The organism is Arthrobacter sp. R-11 (assembly GCF_049913155.1).
Lineage (GTDB): Bacteria > Actinomycetota > Actinomycetes > Actinomycetales > Micrococcaceae > Arthrobacter.
This window is the reverse complement of the sequence record NZ_CP183979.1, coordinates 1,963,369-1,983,234: the sequence shown is the minus strand read 5'-3', so window position 1 is coordinate 1,983,234 and position 19,866 is coordinate 1,963,369. Positions and strand designations below refer to the sequence as shown.

The following is a 19,866-nucleotide window of genomic DNA, read 5'->3' as shown; positions in this document are numbered from 1 at the left end:
CTAGTTGAGCTTGGCGTCGGCGATGGCCCCGAACTCCAGGCCCCAGGTCTTGAGGGACGACTTGTACTCCGGGGTACCAAGGATCGACTGGACTGCCGCCTGCAGAGCCGGAGTCAGGTCCGAACCCTTCTTCACGGCGACAGCACAGATGCCGGTACCACCAACATTCAGCGCTGGCGTGAGCATCTTGAACGAGTCCGGCTGCTGCGTCTGCGCCCAGGCGAGTGCGGTCGTGTCGTAGAGGACGCCGTCGACCCGCTTTGCGTGCAGCTGGACCAGCGCCTCCTGGACGCTCGGCAGCGTGACGGCGTTGATGGCCGGCTTGCCCTGGGAGGTGCAGGTCTTCTCATTCAGGGCCGGGAGGCGCTTGAGCTGGCCCGTGGAGCCCTGGATGACGGCGATGTTCTTTCCGCACAGGGTCTCGTTGCTCAGGTTCTGCGGGTTTCCCGCGTTCACGCCGATGGATGTACCGGCCCTGAAGTAGTCGATCATGTCTACGACCTTGAGCCGCTCATCGGTCTTCGCCATGGTGGAGACGGTGAAGTCGTAACGTCCCCCATCAAGGCCAGGGATGATCGTGTCGAACTTCGCTTCCACGTACTTCACCTTTACCCCAAGCTTCTTGGCAATGAGCCGCGTAATGTCGGGATTGAGGCCGATGAGGGTGTGGTTGTCCTGAGCGAGGAAGATGGTCGGCGGGCTGTTCGGGTCAGCGGCGACCGTAAGTTCGCCCTTGTCCTTGTACGACTGCGGCAGCAGGCTCACAGCCTTGGGGTCGGGCTGGACGCCCTCGGAGATGTCCCGCAGCCCGATTTCGGTGGGGCTGGGATTGCCGGAATCGCCGCTGGCAGCGGTGCCGCAGGCATTCAGGGTCAGGAGGAGGGCCAGGGCCGCAGCCGCGGCAGCGGCCTTTCGTGCTGTCTTCATGATGCTTCCTTGAATCATTTGGTTGGGGTGGTGAGGTTGTGCGAAAGCCCGGTCGTAGCACCGGTGGCTTTTCTGAGAATTTGACCGTGCTCTGTCTTGTGGACATGGCGCTCGTCGTCATCGGCGTCGGGCTGCCATGATGATGGGGCTCGGTTTATGGCCGGAACATAGGCCTCACGTCACGGGTTCTCCGTTACGGTCGGCGTTGCAAGGAACCGATCCGGGTTCAGCAGCGCGAGGGTGTTCTCGCTCGAGCCAGTGAGCGCATAGTCGGCGGCGATCTCCCCGAGTGCGGGGGACAGCTTGAATCCATGGCCGGACAGGCCCGTGACGGCGGTGATGCGTTCCTCACCACCGAGCCGGCCGACAATTCCGTGCCCGTCCCGGGTGTAGCCCTCCATGTAGGCGCTGACACGGATCGGATCCGGGTAGAGGCCTGGGAAGGATTCGGCTACGAGTTCCCTGAAGGTCTGCACCTCATCCAGCGGAACCGTCCGGTCGAGGGCGTCGGGATCCGGAACCGGCTGGTTGACCGCGCCGGAGAGACCGAGCTTCAACCCGTTCCCGGCCATCGCGGGCAATCCGTAGAACTCCCGAGGAGTCGCCCGGACAAAGCACGGGAAGCGTGCCGGATCAAACGCGCCCGGTTCCTTCCCGGCGAACCACGCCGACACCACCTTGCGCGCCTCGATGAGCGTCGCAAGTTCGGGGAAGAGCTTCCCGGCCCAAGGACCCGGTGTGACTACGGCATGATCATAGCGCTCGCTATGGCCACCAGCCGTGACCCAGACGCCGTCGACCTTGACCTCGATCCCCTCGACCGGGGTGTAGGTCCGCAGTTCGGCGCCAAGCGCCTCGGCCCTGCGGGCCGCTTTCAGGACGGCCAACTCCGGACGGAGATACCCTCCTTCCCGGTCCAGGACGACGACGTCGCCCTCCCGGTAGGGATGCTGGGGCCACCGCTTGCGTGCTTCTTCAAGGGGAATGGCCACCGCGTCGACCCCGAACTTCTCAATGGATTCACTGACGTTCGCCATCTCGGCCGAGGCCTCCCCCAGCATGAGGTTGCCGGTGAGGGTGAGCAGCTCGATGCCCGTCTCGGCCTCGAGCTGACGCCACAGCGCCTTCGCGCTGCGGATCAGCGGCGCGTAGTCCTGATCTTCGAAGTAGGCGGTTCGGAAGATCCGTGATTCGCCGGCATGGGCGCTGCGGTCGTGGCCCGTTCCGAACTGCTCGTAGCCAACGACATCCGCGCCCCGCGAGGCCAGGCGCCAAGCCGCCATACTGCCAGCGGTTCCCAGGCCTATGACCGCGACGCGTTTCCTGGTAGTGCTCATTCAAACCTCCTATGTGGGAGCGATAAGGAGTTCTTCCGCGAGAACCGCGGGGCTCGTGGTGATGAACCTGGAAATTCCGGGGTTCGAGCGCCTTCACTGCGTGGAATGGCGTCACCAAGGAATCACGACTCTCTTATTTTGTCTAACAATCATGTCTGACGTCACTGTTTGATATTATCGTTTCACAATCTTGTGTCAAGGCTCACTTCGAACGGGGTGTCTGCCGTGAGTCATCTAGGGGAGTGAAAGCATGGAGAGCAAGCCATTCTCTGAGCCGGCAAGGACAACTCTTGCGAGGACCCTTGCACCACGGGGTTCGGAACGAACCACGCTGGTGGACCAGGTGGAGCACCTCATCAGGAGGGAGATCATCCTTGGAACCCTCGACCCCGGTCGGCATCTTGTAGAGACGAGGCTCGCTGAGGACCTCTCGGTGAGCCGCGGCACGGTGCGCGAAGCCCTCACACGTCTCGCGTCAACCGGCCTCGTCGAGTTCACGCCAGGGTCCGGCACCCGGGTTCGCTACTTCAGCGACAGCGACATTGCTGAGATCGGGGAAGTCTTCGCAGCACTTGAGGGAAGAGCGGCCCTGCACGCTGCGCTCCCCTTGCCCAAAAGCGCTGAAATCGAGCTGAGGGCTATCGCGGAACGTATGCGCGGGCTGCGCCTCCCGGAAGACGTTGACGATCTGATGAGACTTGACCGCGACTTCCACGGGACGCTGATGAGCCAACAGCCCAAGGGCAAGCTGTTCGAGGCCTGGCAGAGCCTGGAATCACTTCTAGCAGTTCAGATGGTGCCGATCATGCGGCGCGGCGTGGGCACCGCCGGAAACCAGGCCGACCGCCATCTGTTGCTGTTGGACGCCGCGATAACCGGAGAGCGCGAGCTGCTGATCAAGGCTCTCGAAGAGCACTACTACCAAGCCTAAGAGCGGATCGCGACGAGACAGGCGGCGATACGAACCTCTCCCGCTGTCAGCCTCACGCTGGACGCGCTTCAACCAAAGTTTCGCCAACGTCATGGACTCCGTGGACAGGTTGGGGTCCACACCTCTTATTCCGAGCGAGGAGGCACCGACCGCCGTCCGAACCGGCCATTCCCTGCGAGCGAAGTTTTCATCCTCCACGGTACGCAGGTTCACCTTGCCGCGATCGGGCTGCTCAGAATGCCGACCCGCTTCCGGGCCCGCCGCCCTTCGCGCCCACTGCGGTTCTAAGCCCTCGCTGCCGGTATCGAAACCGACGACGACGGTATCCCCAGGTCTGCGCTGAGGGCGAGCACCAGCGTTATGATCATCTCGTGGTCACATCTGGTCGTTGGGCTCAGAAGCTGCCTACAGAAATTCTGCCATCTACCCGGGCCTCTCCCCGGACCCGCTCCTGGTTGTTGCCTATTGAAGCGTCACAAGCGGAAGTGGTGTGGGCTTATGCGGACTTCGCGCTCAAGGCTCAAGTGACAGCGCCATTCTGCATCTGGAACCTGAGCCGCCGATAGAGCTTCCACCCGGCTGCCAACCAGTGGTCTGATGCAAGGTCTAATCCCCCGACCATTCACAGATCCCTGGGGTTCCAACGTCAACTAAGACGAGTGAATCCAGCATCCACGTTATTGCCCAAGAAATGACTTCAAGGAAAGCATCATGAAGATTCAGGGCAAGGTCTTCGCCGCCGCAACTGCCTTTGCCGCCCTCCTAACCCTTGGCGCCTGCGGCACCCCTGCCGGTAGCGAACCTTCTGCCAGCCCTACCGAACTTGGTCTGCGGGACATCTCCGAGGGCGTCCAGCCAGATCCGAAGGCGGTGAGCTTGCTGCCCCAGTCCTACAAGGACAAGGGCGAGCTCACAGTGGCGGCGGACCTGCACTACCCACCGACGATCTTCCTCGCAGAGGACAACCAGACCGCAATCGGCCTGAACCCCGACATCACGAGGCTGATCGGGAAGAAGCTGGGGGTGAAGGTGAGGTTCGTGGATGCGAAGTTCGACACGATCATCCCGGGTCTTGACGGTGGCCGGTACGACTTCACAGTCTCGACCATGGCCAAGACCGATGAGCGACTCAAGGTCCTGGACATGATCGACTACTTCAAGGCCGGCAGCTCCATCGGCGTGAACGCCGGGAACCCGCAGAACCTGAGCAACGAGACCCTGTGCGGAAAGAACGTCGCCGTCACCCAGGGCTCCACCGGGCAGCTGCTGCGTCTTCCTGCACTGAACGAGAAGACCTGCACCTCCCAGGGCAAGCCTGCGATCAACCCTGTGACGCTACCCAACATCCAGGAAGCCCTCGTCCAGCTAAGTGCCAAGAGGATCGACGCAATCCTCTATGACACGACCGCGTTGGCATGGGCGCAGAAGCAGCAGCCGGACTCCTTCCAGATGCTCACCCCGCCGCTGAACGTCGGTGGCACCGGCATCACGGCGGTCGCGCTGAAGAAGGGCTCGCCGCTGACGCCGGCCATACAGGCAGCGATCCAATCGATCCTTGAAAGCCCGGAGTACAAGGAAGCCCTAAATACATGGGGTCTGGAGTTCGGCGCAATCACCGAAGCCAGGCTCAACTAGCGGACGCCTCCACGCTCATCGAAAGTAAGCACAGGAGTCCGGCCCCTAAGGGACCGGACTCCTCCAATGCGCGACCTTTGCTCGCCGGATAGAGAGGCAGAACGCCCCTACCGGAAAATGCTAGGCGATCGGCTAGGCCGGGAGGTTCTGAACAAACCCAACCTTGCGAAGGGTTTCGTGAACGGTCCAGCTGCCGCGCCATCCTTCCGGAGTGACAAAGAGCGAGCCGGGCCCGATGTCGAAGCTGCCGCTCTCGTCGGTGATAGTGGCCGTTCCGCTAAGGATGACACAGACCTCATTGAAGCCCTCGCGGGTACTCGTGAATGTTCCAGGAGTAGCCTCCCACACGCCTGTGCGGGCGCCGTCGGCTTCCCAGACCTTAAAGGACACCTCCGTCTGCCCCGGCGTAGTACTCGTCGGCTTCAGGACATGCTCGCCCAGATCTGCCGTTTGGGTGTCGTTCAACACAATCGCCTTGACCATAAAATCATTCCGTTTCCGGGCGCTTTTTGCCCACGAAGAAGTGTGCCAACCTTCGTTGGCCTGGATATAGAACCGTGGAGTACTCCCCTGACAGCACAACATTGGTGCCACTTGTCAGCAGGATCCGAAGCTGAGGCCGAGGCCGGCCCTCCGGGAACTCAAGATGCTACAGCGACGATGATACACAATGTCGGACAATCTTGATAGACAAATCTTGCCCACTAGTGAGCAGCCTTGTCAGTACCTCAAGGCGCTCACCGTTCGGGTTCAGCTTTGCTGGCGTTCTCAACTAGTTCCGTAAACCAAGGACGGTGCCCGCGATAAAGCGCCATTCCCTCCGGGAGGCCTTCAACTCTTGCGACCGAATTTGTGACATCGATAGTGATACGGCTTCCCGCCATGGGTGCGTTGCTGATGTGGACATCCCCATAGGATTGCGGGAGAACGGGATCCATCCAGAGACCACCCCTGGAAACATCGGCGTCATATCTCATCAGGCTCGTCACCAGCAGAATCGGTGTGGTCGCGGCCCATGCCTGAGGGGCGCAAGCTGTCGGGTATGGTACGGGTTCGGGGAACCGCTCCCTGCTAAAACCGCAGAATAATTCCGGCAGCCGACCATCCGAGAACTCGGCCGCCTCGAACAGAGCCGTTGAAATCCGCTGTGCCTCTTCAACAAAGCCGTACCGTAAGAGGCCAGCAGCAATAATCGCATTGTCGTGGGGCCAGACTGACCCGTTGTGATAGCTCACAGGGTTATAGGCACCCATGTCCGACGCCAGGGTTCGCACTCCCCAACCGCTAAACATCTCTGGGGACATCAGCCTTTCGGCCACCAACGGTGCCTTGTCCTCATCCACCAAGCCGAACCACAGACACTGGCCCATATTGGATGCGCACGCGTCCACCTGGCGCTTTTTCCCGTCCAGGGCCACGGCGTAATACCCGCGCTCGGGCATCCAGAACTGCTCGTTGAACCGCTTTTTCAGTTGGGCGGCATGATCAGCGAGCTCCTCGGCCAAACGCCTGTCGCCGGTGTCGAACGCTATCCAAGAACGGGCCATAAACGCCGAGTAGACATAGGCTTGCACCTCACAGAGGGCAATTGGCGGCTCGGCCAGCCTCCCGTCCGCGAAATTGATTCCATCCCAGGAATCCTTCCAACCCTGATTTATCAGGCCCTGCGGGTTGAGGCGTTCGTACTCAACAAACCCATCCCCGTCCTTGTCCCCGTAATCACGTATCCAATCCAGTGCACGGTCTGCATGAGGCAACAAACTGGCAATAGTGTCCGGCGCGAACCCCCAGCGGCTGACGTCCCCAAGCCAGCAAACAAACAGTGGCGTTGCATCGACGCTGCCGTAATAAACGGACTTTCCGCCCAAGGACAAGCTACTGGACACATCCAGCCTGACTTCATGCAGAATCTTGCCCGGCTCCTCTTCGCTCAATAAATCCACCACTTGACCTTGGCGATCCGCCAGGGTTTGCAGTGTTCCCAGGGCCAGCGACGGATCAACGGGCATCGCCATTTCAGCTGCCCACAGCGCGTCGCGACCAAAGAGTGTCATGAACCATGGAGCACCGGCAGCCACCACGACCCGCTCTGCATGATCCGGGTCTTCTATACGTAGAGAACCCAAGTCGTCGTAGCTGCGCCGGAGTATGCGCTCGATCGAGCGGTTGCCCATCTGCAGCACCGGGATCTTGGCCACCCACTCTTGTCGCCGCAAATCCCGCGGAGACAGCAGACCATCCACTCCCGCATGGATAAACGTACTGTCAGGATCCGCTCCCTCCCCGGCGGGTACCACCGCAAGGACGCTGCTCCATTCACCGTGAGCCGGGATGGACGTCCTGAATGAAATACCGTCCACGGCGATATCGGCGCCGGGTGCGCGCGCGCTGATGCTCTTCCGGACCCCTTGCCAGGAAGCACTGATAACCAGTGATTCGCCATCAGCCTGACGCGTCTCATCCCAGTGGCGCGGAGTCCGTCCTTCCTTGACTTCGAATAGGTCGGCGAAATCGGCTTCCAATCCCACCGCAATAAGACACTCCGCCGGCGCCGCAGAAAAGTTTCGAACAGTTAGCCGCTCCTGGATTCCGGCACCCACTTCACGCAGCCGCTCGACAATCAACGGGCTGTCCGCATAACCATCTGTTCGAGTAACGCGGGCAGCAAACCGCGCCCGATACGGTTCCAGCATTTGCGCCGCTAAGGGCTCCAGCTCCTGCCCATTAATGGTCAGGCTCCAGCCGGACAGGATACGGGTGTCCTGAAAGAAGACACCATGTGGGTAAGCAGGATGAATATCTCCGTTGGGCAACGAAATACAGAAGGATGATCCCTCCACCAGAGTGACCGCCCCTCCGCCTGGCCCCGCTGCTGTATCAGCATTCCATCCAGCCATCCCGGCTCCTCTAGAACCAAGGCCTGCGCGTCCTGTTCAAACATGGCCCCTGTGGGCCAGATCGCTTCCAGGCCGTTGTCGAACCACGCTACGCCGCATTGGTTTTGCATGCCATAGCACCTTGGGCGGCATATGGTGGCCGCTCATGCCGCGCCCATTTGGTCCACAAGACCCACCATTTTTGGTCCGTTCGTCATAGTCAACGAGCGATGCGTTCATAGCTGACTGACACTCTGCGGACAGAAGCTTTAAGTACAAGCTTTCAATAGCCACAAAGGAGATCAAGTGACGACGTATAACCTGGCCCTGATTGGTTTCGGCGGGGTGAATCGAGCCCTGGCCGCGCTCATTCGCGACGAACCACACCGCTTCGCAGCTCTCGGATTCGAACTTCGCGTAGTTGCAATTACGGATCTTGCGTTCGGTTCACTGGTGCAAGAGGAAGGCATCGATCTGGCGACAGTACTCGCCATGCCGCGAGGAGCCACGTTCGAAGGACTCCGCGGTGGATCCTCCGAACCGCGCAACGAAGAAGTCATCAAGTACAGCCCTGCTGACATTGTCGTCGAGGCAACCTTCACAAGCCCGGTGGACGGAGAGCCTGCTGTGTCGCACGTGCGTTGGGCCCTTGCTGCGGGCAAGCACGTCGTGACCACAAACAAGGGACCAGTCGCTCTTCACGGCAGGGAACTCAATGCTCTGGCCAAGGAAACCAACACCAGCTTCGAGTACGAAGGATCGGTGATGAGCGGCACTCCTGTGCTGCGCCTGGCCCAAAAAATGTTCGATGGACTTGAGCTCAAGGGAGTCCAGGGCATCCTCAACGGAACCAGCAACTACGTCCTGGGCCGGATGGAAGCAGGATTGCGCTTGGAGGAAGCCATCGCAGAGGCCCAGGAGCGCGGTTATGCCGAAGCGGACCCAACTGCAGACATCGGCGGATCTGACGTGCGGCTCAAAGTTGCCATCCTGGCGAACGAGCTTCTCGGCGCCAGCCTGCATCCCGATGAAGTCGACACCACAGGAATCCAGGAAATTACCAGCGACCAGGTCGCACAGGCACTGGCAAACGGTCAGCGCTGGAAACTCATCGGCGAAGCCACCCGCGGAATAGACGGCAAGATCACGGCAAGTGTGCGACCAGCCACCCTCACCGCGGACCACCCTCTTGCCGGCATTTCCGGTGCGACCAACGCGGTTTCATTCGAAACCGACCTCCTCGGCGCCGTCACGGTCTCCGGCCCTGGAGCAGGCCGGACGGAAACCGCGTATGCCTTGGTTTCCGACATTGCCGCAGTAGACACGTTCATCAAGGGAGGCGTCCGTGTCTGAAACGACCATCGTCCATATCAAGTCCGCTGAATCTCTGGACGACTTGGCCGTCTACAACAAGTACGACGGCACTGTTCTGGCGCACCTCCCGCAATCAACCAAGGAAGACGTTGAGCGGGAGCTGACGCGCGCGGCGGCCGCGTCCGCATCAGCCGCGGCCATGCCTCGGCATGAGCGGGCCCAAATCTTGGACGCCGCAGCGGATTTACTCAAGCAGCGCGCGGACAAGGCCGCGAACCTTATCGTCTTTGAAGCCGGCAAGACCATTCGGCAGGCCTGCAAGGAGGTCTCGCGGGCAATCAACACCCTCAAGCTCTCTGCAGCCGAGTCGCGCCGCAATGCGGGTGAAGTTGTGCCTTTCGATTCCTTTGCCGGCTCTGAGAACCGGTTCGGCTGGTTTAGCCGGGAGCCTCTGGGACTCATTGCCGCGATAACTCCCTACAACGATCCCCTGAACTTGGTCGCCCATAAGCTTGGGCCCGCGATCGCAGGCGGGAACACAGTCATTCTGAAGCCCTCCCAGCTGACACCCCTTTCGGCGATGTTCCTGGTGGATTTGCTTGTGGAAGCCGGACTCCCGGATGACTTTATCGTCGTTGTGCTTGGGGACCGCAATGTTGGGCAGGCCATCGTTGAATCCCAGCTGGTCAGAATGGTCTCCTTCACGGGCGGATTCGCCACCGGCAGTGCCATCGCTGCCAGCGCTGGCATCAAGCGCCTTTCCATGGAACTCGGCGGGAACGCACCGGTCATTGTGTATGACGACGCGGACGTGCCCGGTGCAGTTGAGGCAAGCGTTTCCGGATCTTTCTGGGCGGCTGGACAGAACTGCATCGGTGCGCAGCGGATCCTGGTGCACCGCACGATTTTTGACGCCTTCCTCGAGTCTTTTGTGTCCCAAACAAGTGCACTGGTGGCTGGTGACCCGGCGCACGAAAGCACCGATGTAGGGCCGATGATCAGCCGGGCCGCGGCTGAAGAAGCCAAACGGAAGATCGACCAGGCAGTCAAGGCAGGGGCACGCCTGCTTACCGGTGGCACCCTGAATGGCGCAGTCCTGACACCGGCCGTGCTTACCGGAGTCTCCCGCTCTTGCGAAGCCTGGAGAGAGGAACTGTTTGCCCCAGTGGTCCTGATCGAACCCTTCGACACACAGGACGAGGCGATTCGCTTGGCCAACGACAGCGAGTACGCCCTGCAGGCAGGCGTATTCACCAAAGATCTCGCCCGGGCGATGGAAACAGCCAGGGCCATTGACGCGGGCGGCGTCATGATCAATGACTCCTCGGATTATCGCCATGATGCCATGCCGTTCGGTGGTTCAAAGTACGGAAGCATGGGCCGTGAAGGGGTCAGGTTCGCCTATGAAGAGATGACACAGCCCAAAGTCATCGCCATCGCATCATGACCACAGGTGTTCGCATTGAAAGGGACAGCCTCGGCGCCCTTGCCGTGCCGGCGTCCGCACTCTGGGGCGTCCACACTGAGCGCGCGATCTTGAACTTCCCCATCAGCGGGATACATCTGGGGAAGCATCGCCAATTGGTCCGCGCCCTTGCGTGCGTCAAGAAAGCGGCTGCTTTGACTAATACGGAACTGGGACTGATTCCCGACGACGTCGGGCAAGCCGTTGCCTCTGCTTGCGATGTCGTTGCAACTGGCGACGTCGATGACGCATTCAGAGTCGACGTCATTCAGGGTGGAGCCGGAACTTCCACCAACATGAACGCCAATGAAGTGATTGCGAATCTGGCACTACAAACAATGGGCCACCCGTTGGGAAGTTATGACGTGGTTGATCCAATTGCACACGTCAACAAATGCCAGTCAACCAACGACGTCTACCCCACGGCGGTGCGCCTGGCGCTCGTGTTTGCCTTGGATGAACTGCTCAACCGCCTTGGAAGGCTGTCCAATGCCTTCGCAGAACGTGGGAAGGCATTCGATTCGATCCCGAAGATCGGGCGCACACAACTGCAGGACGCTGTCCCCATGACGCTTGGGCAAGAGTTCAAGGCCTTTTCGGTGACGATCAATGAGGACCAGCGACTGTTGCGCGGGGCTGCCGTATTGCTGACCGAATGCAGTCTCGGTGCCACGGCCATCGGGACCGGCATCACTGCAGATTCTGGATACATTGAGCGCATCGTCGATAATCTTTCGGCTGTTTCCGGAGTCTCACTTTCCAAGCCTGAAGATCTGATTGAAGCCACCTGGGACACCGGGGCCTTCATGACATTTTCTGGCGCATTGAAACGGACCGCCATCAAGCTGTCGAAGATCTGCAACGATCTTCGCCTTCTCTCGAGCGGGCCACAAACGGGTCTTGCCGAGATCAAGCTTCCGGCTCGTCAGGCAGGCTCGTCGATCATGCCTGGAAAGGTCAACCCTGTCATCCCAGAGGTTGTGAACCAGATTGCATACTTCGTTGCAGGCGCAGATACAACCGTCACCATGGCCGCAGAGAACGGCCAACTCCAACTAAACGCATTCGAACCCGCGATTGCCCATGCTCTGCTGGAGTCCATGTCCTGGCTTTGCAACGGATGCGATGTGCTCGCGGAACTGTGCGTAAACGGGATCGAAGCCGATGAGGAACTGCTCAGAACCCGGGCCCGGGCGTCCACCGCGCAGGCAACCGCGTTACTGCCGATCCTGGGTTACAACCTGGCCGCTGAGATAGCTCACAGGGCATTGGGCTCAGGTCAAAGTGTTGTAGAGATTGCGCTGGGTGATGGATGGCTTAACCAAGAACAGGTGGATTCGCTGATCCAGACGCCATAGGGACGTCAGCGCCGAGTTGGATGCTGGTGGGCTGTCTCCAGGACGAGCAGCCCGCCAGCGCGGTCGCATTCAGCCTGAATCAGGCCAAGGCAGAAGGTTCTGGCTACCTGTCTATGGCCGTTGAAAGAGAAAGGGCAGTTGTTATGTCCTTCACTCCGGGAAACTCAGAGACCCGGCACCAAATCTCACGGATCCGGGCTACATCCGACGCTTCAACCCTGACAACAATGTCCAGTTCCCCACTAACAACGTCACAGACCACCACTTCGGGAATTGCGCGCAGACCCGCAATCACATCGCTGCCCCGCACTCGGTCACGACGCTGGATGAAGAGGAACGCGCTGACCTTGGAGGCGCCGTCGATCACCGATTCCCGGATTGTATAGCCGCGAATGTAACCATCGCGCTCCAATCGTTCAATCCGTTGCCGGACGGCGTTGCGGGAAAGGAGGACACGTTCGCCCAACTGGGCAAGACTGATTCGCGCATTGATGCGCAGCTCGGCGAGGATCCGAGCATCGATCTCGTCACTGCTCTTGGACATGGTCGTTCCTATCGAGGGATTTCGATGGGCGGCCGCCGACTGTTGCCGGTGGGACACTGGCATAACGAGGTTGATGCCATTGCTCTTGGGCACGGGCGTCTCGTAGACGGCACACCCGACTCACGGCCCAAGCACCGGATTTCTTGAACCCCTCGAAAGGGTATCGAATCGATGGATCATCGCCTTGAAACAAGCGTTACCACGCTTCCCTAGCCGAAGGTACAGTGTTAGATTGATCTTAGCTTCTGTCGGACAATAATGACAGACAATCTTTACCCTCTGATACGGGTCAGCGGCGAACCTCAAGGCTGAACGCGTCCGGGGCGCGCGTCCCATACGTAGAACAAGTCTGCGAAGCGTTTGCCGGCTTCCATCAGGGTCTGCACCACGCCCAACCTCTTCACTGAAAACAAGGTAAGAACATGACAGCACTTGAAACGGACGTCGCAATCGTTGGAGTCGGCTCCGTAGGGAGCATGGCAAGTTGGCAGCTCGCCTCCCGCGGCCTGCGGGTCATCGGAATCGACCGCTTTTCGATCCCGGGCCCATTCTCCGCCTACGCCGGCGAATCGCGGGTTTTCCGCAAGGTGTATGCGGAGGGCGGGCACTACACGCCGATCCTGCAACGGTCTCAGGATCTCTGGCGCGAGCTGGAGGCAATTAGCGGGACTCAATTGCTCGACACCACGGGTGCTGTCACGATCTTCGACGAACACAACCCGCGGTTGGCTTCGCTTGTGGCGGCCGGCAAAGAGCACGGCCTCGACTACGAACTTCTCCGGGGCGATGAGGCCAGGGCAAAGTATCCCGATCATGTCATCAGGGACAACGATGTTGCGATCTTTGATCCGGAGGGAGGCTACCTGAAGTCAGAGAAAGCGGTGACCGCCGCCCTGGTTGAGGCCAAACGGCTTGGCGCCCAGTTCCTGGGAAACCGGAAAGCACACACCGTTCAGACGTATGGTGACCGATATGTCGTCAAAACCGATCATGAAGAAATCATCGCCTCCCGGGTGATCCTCTCGCAGGGCACCGGCGCTGGTGCGGTGTGCAAGGAACTCGGCGTTCACCTTTCGGTTCGGCCGCAAGTCCTGACCTGGTTCCCGGCTGTGGATCCATCCGTATTCTGCAGGGAAGGCCTGCCGGTCTTCCTCCGGAGGGCTGAGGAAGACGAGCGCTCGGACAAAGTTCGCCTTTACGGGTTCCCGAGCGCAGATGGTTGGACTGTGAAGGTAGCGGGGAGCGTCTATATGGACGAAGTGGAGTCCATGGAGAAGCCTCTTTCGTGGGACCCTGAGTACTTGGAACCCATCCTTAGATGGGTCCGGGAATTCCTTCCTGGACTGATTCCGGACCCGGTTCGGGTTGCCCTCTGCGCAGACGGTTACACACCAGACGAGACCGGATTGTTGGGAACCGTGCCCGGAATGGACGGCGTTGTAGCTGCGGTCGGCTTCTCCGGCCACGGCTTCAAGATGGCCTCTGCCCTGGGCGCTATTGCCGCTGACCTTGTTCTGGACGGAACAACTGCCACCGACGTCAGTTTCATGAACCCTGCAAGGTTCCTGGGACCAGACTCCAAGTTCACGTCATTGCCACTTAGCTGAAGTAGTTACGGGAGATCCAGATGAATCGTCCACGTGAGCCATTCAGGGTGGGGTCCTTGGTTGCTGAACCAGGGACGCGGTCATCGGGCTACTGTTCGGTCGAGATCGATGAAGAGGTCCTTAAGCTTCCCATCGTCATCGTTCATGGAGAACGACCCGGGCCGATTCTTGCTGTCACCGCGGGAGTCCACGGCGGTGAATACGTTTCCATGGTGGCTTTACGGGACTTTGTTTTCGACCTGGATCCCACGGCCATTCAAGGAACCGTCATCGCTTCGCTACAGTCCAGTCCTCTTGCCTTCTTCAAGAGAACCGCGTTCGTCAACCCGATGGACGGAAAGAATCTCAACCGCGCTTTTCCCGGCGATCCAAACGGTGGACCCACTGGGCGGCTTGCCTACTGGCTGTGGTCAAACATTATCTCTCGCGGTAATTACTACGTAGATTGTCACAGCGGCGACATCCCCGAAGTCCTGGACAACTATGCGTGTGTCAGCAACGTTGGAACGCCAGACGTAAACGATGCATCACTGAGAATGGCGAGCCAATTTGATGTTCCGAGAGTTGTATTGGTGGACACCGAGGGAACCTCCACTACAGAAGCGTCACGTGCCGGAATCCCTTCCGTCCTCATCGAAGTCGGCGGGGAAGGCAAGTGGTCCCCATCGGAAGTGGCGGTTCAGCGGGAAGGCCTTGATCGACTAGCAAAGATCTCTGGTCTGCTGGACGAGGACAACGAGGCGAGAACTCCGTTGCCTCCGTTCAAGAGCCAAGGCGTGATGTGCGAAAGCTCTGGATTATGGTTCGGCCACGTACTGCCCGGTTCGCCCGTCGAAGCCGGCGCCTTGCTTGGCATCGTCCGCGATCCTTTTGGAGCCGTGCTTCAGGAGGCCCGGTCGCCCGTTCCGGGAGTTCTCATTTATGGGATCTCAAGTCTGGCGGTGAACTCTGGGGATCTTATCGCTTCCATCGCAACGCCCGTGAACGTCGCAGAGCCACATTGAAATAAGGACGCTCCATGTACCCGTTACAGTTTGCATCCCTGGATAGGCGCGACGAACTGAAGTAGCCGCTCGGGATGCATGCTGGCGTCCCTCATTACGACCCAGGCGTCTGGTGGATCGGAAACACCGAAAAAGCGTTGAAGCTCTTGCCCCACCATCAAGCTGTCAGTCTGTATAGATGGCGGCATGCGGGAACAGACGGAATGAAGCCACCGAAACAACTGGTGTAATTAACGTTGCGGACCGCGGTTGCAATGCCTTGTGTCCGTATCGCGAACAGGCTAGGAGCATCGACAATGACCGAAGAACTGCCAGCAGGAACAGGTTCCCGCACGGCGCAGAAGAAACCCACCCGGGTTGATATGGTAGCTACCGCCCTTCGGAACGAGATCCTGCTTGGCGCACGGTACCCGAGGGAAAGACTCGGCGAACTTGACCTGGCAGAACAACACAAAGTCTCCAGGGGCACTATCCGTGAGGCCCTTCAGCGTCTGGCGGCCATGGGATTTGTCCTTGGGGAACCGCACAGAGGCTATTCTGTGCGAGAGTTCAGCCACGAGGACGTCGTGGGACTTGGCGAAGTGTTCGCCATGATTGAGTTGCAGGCTGTTCGGAGCATCAATTTTCCTGTCAGCCCGGAGACTGTGCAAACCATGCGTGAAGCCGCTGAGCAGATGAGTGAACTCGACCTGGTGCGCGATTTTGACAGGTTTTGGGAACTGGATCGCACCTTTCATGGCTCGCTGATTGCTGAGTGCAAGCACCCTTGGCTGATAGACACATGGCGGAGGCAGCAACCATTTCTGAATGTGATTACAGTCCCGACAATCCTGCGCCCTGGCGTTAAGTACCCGGGAGAGGTGGCTACCGAACGGCACCTTAAACTTCTCGACGCCGTGGTCGGTGGCGATCCCGAGATTCTTCAGCGGGCTATAGAAGACCACTACCATCAACACGACGAGGCAGAGGTAACTCCCGGCGCCCAATTTTGACCGGATGCGCTCGGCGTTCCCATAGGGCCCGAGCACGGCCGACACGGCGCAAACGTGCGTTCGCCGCTAACGGAAGCAACGAAGCTCGTCACGCTGGGCGAGGGTGGAGCGCCCCCTACTCATGCGCAAAAGCTGTCCGAATTTTCCCAGTCCCCTCGATACCTCAACCTGGATGTAATAGACAGCACGGGTTACCGCAAGGAGCGTGGCATGATCATGACCGCCCGCTCGCGGCCGGCGCCCGGGCCGTGGTCTGCGCCTCGACGGGCAACACCTCGGCCTCTGCCACCGTTTACGCCACGGTTGCGGTTGGCGCTTTTATCGAAGGCGGCATGTCGTCTGTGGGTAATACATCTAGCCGACCAGATGCATCGTCGCCGTCCGCGTTTTCCAACACGTCTTAGGCGCACCACGTCTGATGCCTGAACTCCACAGACCGTGGCTGCCGCACATTCCGGACTTGCCTCCTGCTTGAGAAGCCCTGACAGAGGAACCTGCCCAAGCCTGCAAGCTCGAAAGCAGCAAGAGCGGCAGTCAACAACCCAGAAAATTTCTGTCGGACAATCTTGTCGAACGAGTCTGGGTATGGGTAACATTCAAAAGACGCTCTAAGCGCCCGGGATATCGGGCGACGAGCGATCACTTGCGATTGAAAGCAGCGATGGGCAAGTCCGGGTGCTGCCACTTGGATCGTCAACCAGAGCACAGATATGACACCTACACCCTCGTGTCTGGCGATGCTTTCCCTCGGCCGTATGGGCCTGAAATACCAAGAAGGAATCTTATGCACACGGAGTTCGACGTCGCCGTTATCGGCTTGGGCGCCATGGGGAGCATGGCACTATGGCAGCTCGCGGAGGACGGCCTGAACGTCGTTGGGTTCGAGCAGTTTGGAATTGGCCACGATCGTGGAGCTGTTGGTGGCGAGACCCGTCTGTTCAGGCGGATGCAGACTAGCCGCCCGGAATATACTCCGGTGATTGAGCTGGCTCGCACCCGCTGGGAGACGCTACAGGAGTTCTCCGACATCCAAATCCTGACCGCAACCGGTGGCCTTATGATCGGACGTCCTCAGGATTCGAGGATGGTCGCCGCTAAGGTCGCGGCAGAACAAGCCGGCGTGGAGGTCGAATACCTCAGCCGATCGGAAATGCAGAACCGGTTTCCGGAACACCGGCTGGACTCGGACGAAATCGGGATGTTTGACGCCACCCAAGGCTTTATTCGTTGCGAACAGGCTGTGCTGACCGCAGTCACGCGGGCAAATGCCTTGGGAGCCGAGGTCCACGACTATTCAAAGGTCAGCATTCACCACGCCTCGCCGGAAGGCGTGGTATTGACCGACGGCGAAAACCAATGGACTGCCAAAAAGGTCGTCGTGACCACCGGTTCATGGTCGGGGGAGCATCTCAATCCTGAGCTTCGCAACAAGAGCCGTGCCGGCCGCATCAAACTCACCTGGTTCAGCCCCCTGCCCGGGCATGATTTCAGCGCGGAAAAGTTTCCAGTCTTTCAGCGCTTGGTCGCCGATGGGACCTTGTACGGCGCGCCAAGCCTGGACGGCGGAGGGTCCGTGAAAATCGCTCCCGGAGGAGCGCCCACTGAGATGACTGGACCTTATGACTACTTCCGCGGACAGACGGTGGAGGAGATCCAGTACATGGAAAGGCACGTTGCCCAATACTTCCCAGGACTCAATAAGAGTCCGATACGGGCCGGTGCCTGGGCAGACTTCTACGTGGATGACTGGATCCCGTTCCTGGGATTCCTGCCGGGCAGCGAAAACATTCTTCTGGCCAACGGGTTTGCAGGATTCGGGTTCAAAATGTGCCCCGGCATCGGACGGATCGCAGCCGACATGGTCCAAGGGAACAATGACAGCAAGTTTGAATTTATGGCCCCTACGCGCTCGATCGACAAGGCACGTTAACTACCGCCGCCAGCGCGAGGGACAGATCCCCCTCCAGCGCCTCGCCACACCCGAAGAAGTCGCGAACTCCGTTCTCTTCATGGCGTCCGCGGAGTCCTCCTACACTGGGGCGGTCCTGCCCGTCGACGGCGGATACACCGCCTTCAGACGAACGTCGCCTTCGGCCCCCGGCTGTGAAAATGACATCCCGAAGCTAGTTGCGTACTCGTCATCATCAAGCACGACAATCCCGCAAGCTCATTGGAAATTTCCCTCCTCGATCCATGAAAGCGTGACATGAGCACCTCATTCGACCCTTCAGGTCTTCACACTGAACTGTTCATCGACGGCGCCTGGCAGAAGGCTGCCAATGGAGCCACCTTCCCGGTGGAAAACCCGGCTACCCACGAGGTCATTGCCCACGTGGCAGACGGCGGCCCGGAGGAAGCCCAGGCAGCCATCGAAGCCGCGCACCGCGCCCAGGCGGAGTGGGCCAAGTCCACGCCGCGCCAGCGGGCGGACATTCTGCGCAAGGCCTTCGAACTGGTCATTGCCAACACCGACCGCCTTGCCGCGATCATGACCGCCGAGATGGGCAAACCCTTGGCCGAGGCCAAGGGCGAGGTGGCCTACGGTGCCGACATGCTTCGCTGGTTCTCCGAGGAAGCCGTGCGCATCGGCGGCGACCAGGCCACGTCCGTGGACGGTAACACCCGGATCATGATCACCAAGGAACCGGTGGGTCCCTGCGTGCTGGTCACCCCGTGGAACTTCCCGCTGGCCATGGGCACCCGCAAGATCGCCCCGGCCGTGGCCGCCGGCTGCACCATGGTCTTCAAGCCCGCCGAACTCACGCCGCTGACCTCCCTTGCCCTGGTGCAGATCTTCCGCGAGGCAGGCCTTCCCGACGGCGTCCTGAACGTCGTCACCACCGCCAGCGCTTCGGCCGTGGTGGGAACGTGGATGGGCAGCGGCATCGCCCGGAAGGTCAGCTTCACCGGTTCCACCGAAGTGGGCAAGATCCTGCTGCGCCAGGCTGCGGACAATGTGATGCGTTCCTCGATGGAACTGGGCGGCAACGCCCCGTTCATCGTCCTGGCCGACGCGGACATCGAAAAGGCCGTTGACGGTGCCATGAAAGCCAAGATGCGCAACATGGGCGAGGCCTGCACCGCCGCCAACCGCTTCTTCGTGCACCGGTCCGTCGTCGAGGAATTCGGCGAGAAGTTCGCCAAGAAGATCTCCGAGCTGAAGGTGGGCAACGGCGCCCTGGCCGGAACCGACGTCGGACCCGTCATCGAGCAGAAGGGCCTGGACAAGGTTGAAAGCCTCGTCGCGGACGCCGTCTCCAAGGGTGCGCGGATCCTCACCGGCGGAAGCCGCCCGGAAGGACCCGGTTACTTCTATACCCCCACGGTGCTCACCGACGTCCCCCTGGACGCGGACCTGATGAGCACCGAAATCTTCGGGCCCGTCGCTGCCATCACCGCGTTCGACAGCGAGGACGAAGTCCTCCGGCTGGCCAACGACACCGAATGGGGACTCGTGGGCTACGTGTTCACCGAGAACATGGACAAGGCCCTGCGCTTCTCCGCGGAACTGGAAGTGGGCATGGTCGGGCTGAACACCGGCTTGGTGTCCAACCCGGCCGCACCCTTCGGCGGCGTCAAGCAATCAGGCCTGGGACGCGAAGGCGGCAAGATAGGTATCGAGGAATTTCTTGAAACCAAATACACCGCAATAGCTGTCTAAGGATCCCGTAGGCTTGGGCAAAGCCATGGCTGGTCTCAGCATTAATGAGGTCCGCCTCCCGGAACGTACCCGGTAGCAACGGCTGTGACACTCATCCAGCCGGGTGATCGTCAGTTCTGCGTCCTCTCCCGAGTCCTCCAGAACCCATCCCCTCTTCAGCCGCATCGTCCCGCGCGTACAGCATCGGACGCGGAACTGCGATGAAGCTAAGCCCG

General features: G+C 60.0%; 16 protein-coding genes. 11 read left to right on the top strand and 5 right to left on the bottom strand.

Annotated elements, in window-relative coordinates; all coding sequences use genetic code 11:
• On the bottom strand, nt 1–927 hold the full coding sequence (locus ACN9M4_RS08960) for an ABC transporter substrate-binding protein (RefSeq protein ID WP_426303176.1): 927 nt from the start codon (nt 925–927) through the stop codon (nt 1–3).
• Nucleotides 928–1,106: 179 nt separating this feature from the next.
• Nucleotides 1,107–2,264 (bottom strand): N-methyl-L-tryptophan oxidase, encoded by a 1,158-nt coding sequence (solA, locus tag ACN9M4_RS08955; protein WP_426303175.1) that lies wholly within the window; start codon nt 2,262–2,264, stop codon nt 1,107–1,109.
• Nucleotides 2,265–2,514: 250 nt separating this feature from the next.
• Here solA (ACN9M4_RS08955) and ACN9M4_RS08950 point away from each other — a divergent pair, with 250 nt between their 5' ends.
• Both ACN9M4_RS08950 and ACN9M4_RS08945 read left to right on the top strand, forming a co-directional pair.
• Nucleotides 2,515–3,195, top strand: coding sequence for a GntR family transcriptional regulator (locus tag ACN9M4_RS08950; RefSeq protein WP_426303174.1), 681 nt, complete (start codon nt 2,515–2,517; stop codon nt 3,193–3,195).
• Between the two features lie 711 nt (nt 3,196–3,906).
• Nucleotides 3,907–4,830, top strand: coding sequence for an ABC transporter substrate-binding protein (locus ACN9M4_RS08945; protein WP_426303173.1), 924 nt, complete (start codon nt 3,907–3,909; stop codon nt 4,828–4,830).
• Nucleotides 4,831–4,962: 132 nt separating this feature from the next.
• On the opposite strand, the gene ACN9M4_RS08940 is transcribed toward ACN9M4_RS08945, so the two are convergent.
• Together ACN9M4_RS08940 and ACN9M4_RS08935 are read right to left on the bottom strand one after the other, a co-directional pair.
• The gene (locus ACN9M4_RS08940; RefSeq protein WP_426303172.1) at nt 4,963–5,313 is read right to left on the bottom strand and encodes a cupin domain-containing protein; all 351 of its coding nucleotides are present in this window, start codon (nt 5,311–5,313) and stop codon (nt 4,963–4,965) included.
• A gap of 254 nt (nt 5,314–5,567) precedes the next feature.
• A complete protein-coding gene (locus tag ACN9M4_RS08935; RefSeq protein WP_426303171.1) occupies nt 5,568–7,727 on the bottom strand; it encodes a glycogen debranching N-terminal domain-containing protein in 2,160 nt (719 codons plus the stop codon).
• 285 nt (nt 7,728–8,012) lie between these two features.
• On the opposite strand from ACN9M4_RS08935, the gene ACN9M4_RS08930 reads away from it, so the two are divergent.
• Genes ACN9M4_RS08930 through ACN9M4_RS08920 form a run of 3 tightly spaced genes read left to right on the top strand, consistent with a single transcriptional unit; the run spans nt 8,013 to nt 11,843 of the window.
• Complete coding sequence (locus tag ACN9M4_RS08930; protein WP_426303170.1) at nt 8,013–9,059, top strand: homoserine dehydrogenase; 1,047 nt, start codon at nt 8,013–8,015, stop codon at nt 9,057–9,059.
• The gene (locus ACN9M4_RS08925; RefSeq protein WP_426303169.1) at nt 9,052–10,467 is read left to right on the top strand and encodes an aldehyde dehydrogenase family protein; all 1,416 of its coding nucleotides are present in this window, start codon (nt 9,052–9,054) and stop codon (nt 10,465–10,467) included. Before ACN9M4_RS08930 ends, ACN9M4_RS08925 begins: the two co-directional genes overlap by 8 nt.
• Complete coding sequence (locus ACN9M4_RS08920) at nt 10,464–11,843, top strand: aspartate ammonia-lyase (RefSeq protein ID WP_426303168.1); 1,380 nt, start codon at nt 10,464–10,466, stop codon at nt 11,841–11,843. Before ACN9M4_RS08925 ends, ACN9M4_RS08920 begins: the two co-directional genes overlap by 4 nt.
• A gap of 103 nt (nt 11,844–11,946) precedes the next feature.
• On the opposite strand, the gene ACN9M4_RS08915 is transcribed toward ACN9M4_RS08920, so the two are convergent.
• Nucleotides 11,947–12,387, bottom strand: coding sequence for an Lrp/AsnC family transcriptional regulator (locus ACN9M4_RS08915; protein ID WP_426303167.1), 441 nt, complete (start codon nt 12,385–12,387; stop codon nt 11,947–11,949).
• A 422-nt stretch (nt 12,388–12,809) separates the two neighbouring features.
• Between ACN9M4_RS08915 and solA (ACN9M4_RS08910) the strand changes: the two genes are divergently transcribed.
• The 6 genes from solA (ACN9M4_RS08910) (at nt 12,810) to ACN9M4_RS08885 (ending at nt 19,651) form a co-directional block, all read left to right on the top strand.
• On the top strand, nt 12,810–13,994 hold the full coding sequence (solA, locus tag ACN9M4_RS08910) for an N-methyl-L-tryptophan oxidase (protein ID WP_426303166.1): 1,185 nt from the start codon (nt 12,810–12,812) through the stop codon (nt 13,992–13,994).
• 56 nt (nt 13,995–14,050) lie between these two features.
• A complete protein-coding gene (locus ACN9M4_RS08905) occupies nt 14,051–14,998 on the top strand; it encodes a hypothetical protein (protein WP_426303165.1) in 948 nt (315 codons plus the stop codon).
• Nucleotides 14,999–15,294: 296 nt separating this feature from the next.
• Nucleotides 15,295–15,990, top strand: a complete 696-nt coding sequence (locus tag ACN9M4_RS08900; protein WP_426303164.1) for a GntR family transcriptional regulator — start codon at nt 15,295–15,297, stop codon at nt 15,988–15,990.
• Nucleotides 15,991–16,774: 784 nt separating this feature from the next.
• Nucleotides 16,775–17,920: an FAD-dependent oxidoreductase gene (locus ACN9M4_RS08895; RefSeq protein ID WP_426303163.1), complete on the top strand. Its 1,146-nt coding sequence runs from the start codon at nt 16,775–16,777 to the stop codon at nt 17,918–17,920.
• Nucleotides 17,865–18,200, top strand: coding sequence for an SDR family oxidoreductase (locus ACN9M4_RS08890; protein WP_426303162.1), 336 nt, complete (start codon nt 17,865–17,867; stop codon nt 18,198–18,200). The genes ACN9M4_RS08895 and ACN9M4_RS08890 overlap by 56 nt, the downstream gene beginning before the upstream one ends.
• A complete protein-coding gene (locus ACN9M4_RS08885; RefSeq protein WP_426303161.1) occupies nt 18,197–19,651 on the top strand; it encodes an NAD-dependent succinate-semialdehyde dehydrogenase in 1,455 nt (484 codons plus the stop codon). Before ACN9M4_RS08890 ends, ACN9M4_RS08885 begins: the two co-directional genes overlap by 4 nt.
• The last annotated feature ends 215 nt before the right edge of the window (nt 19,652–19,866 follow it).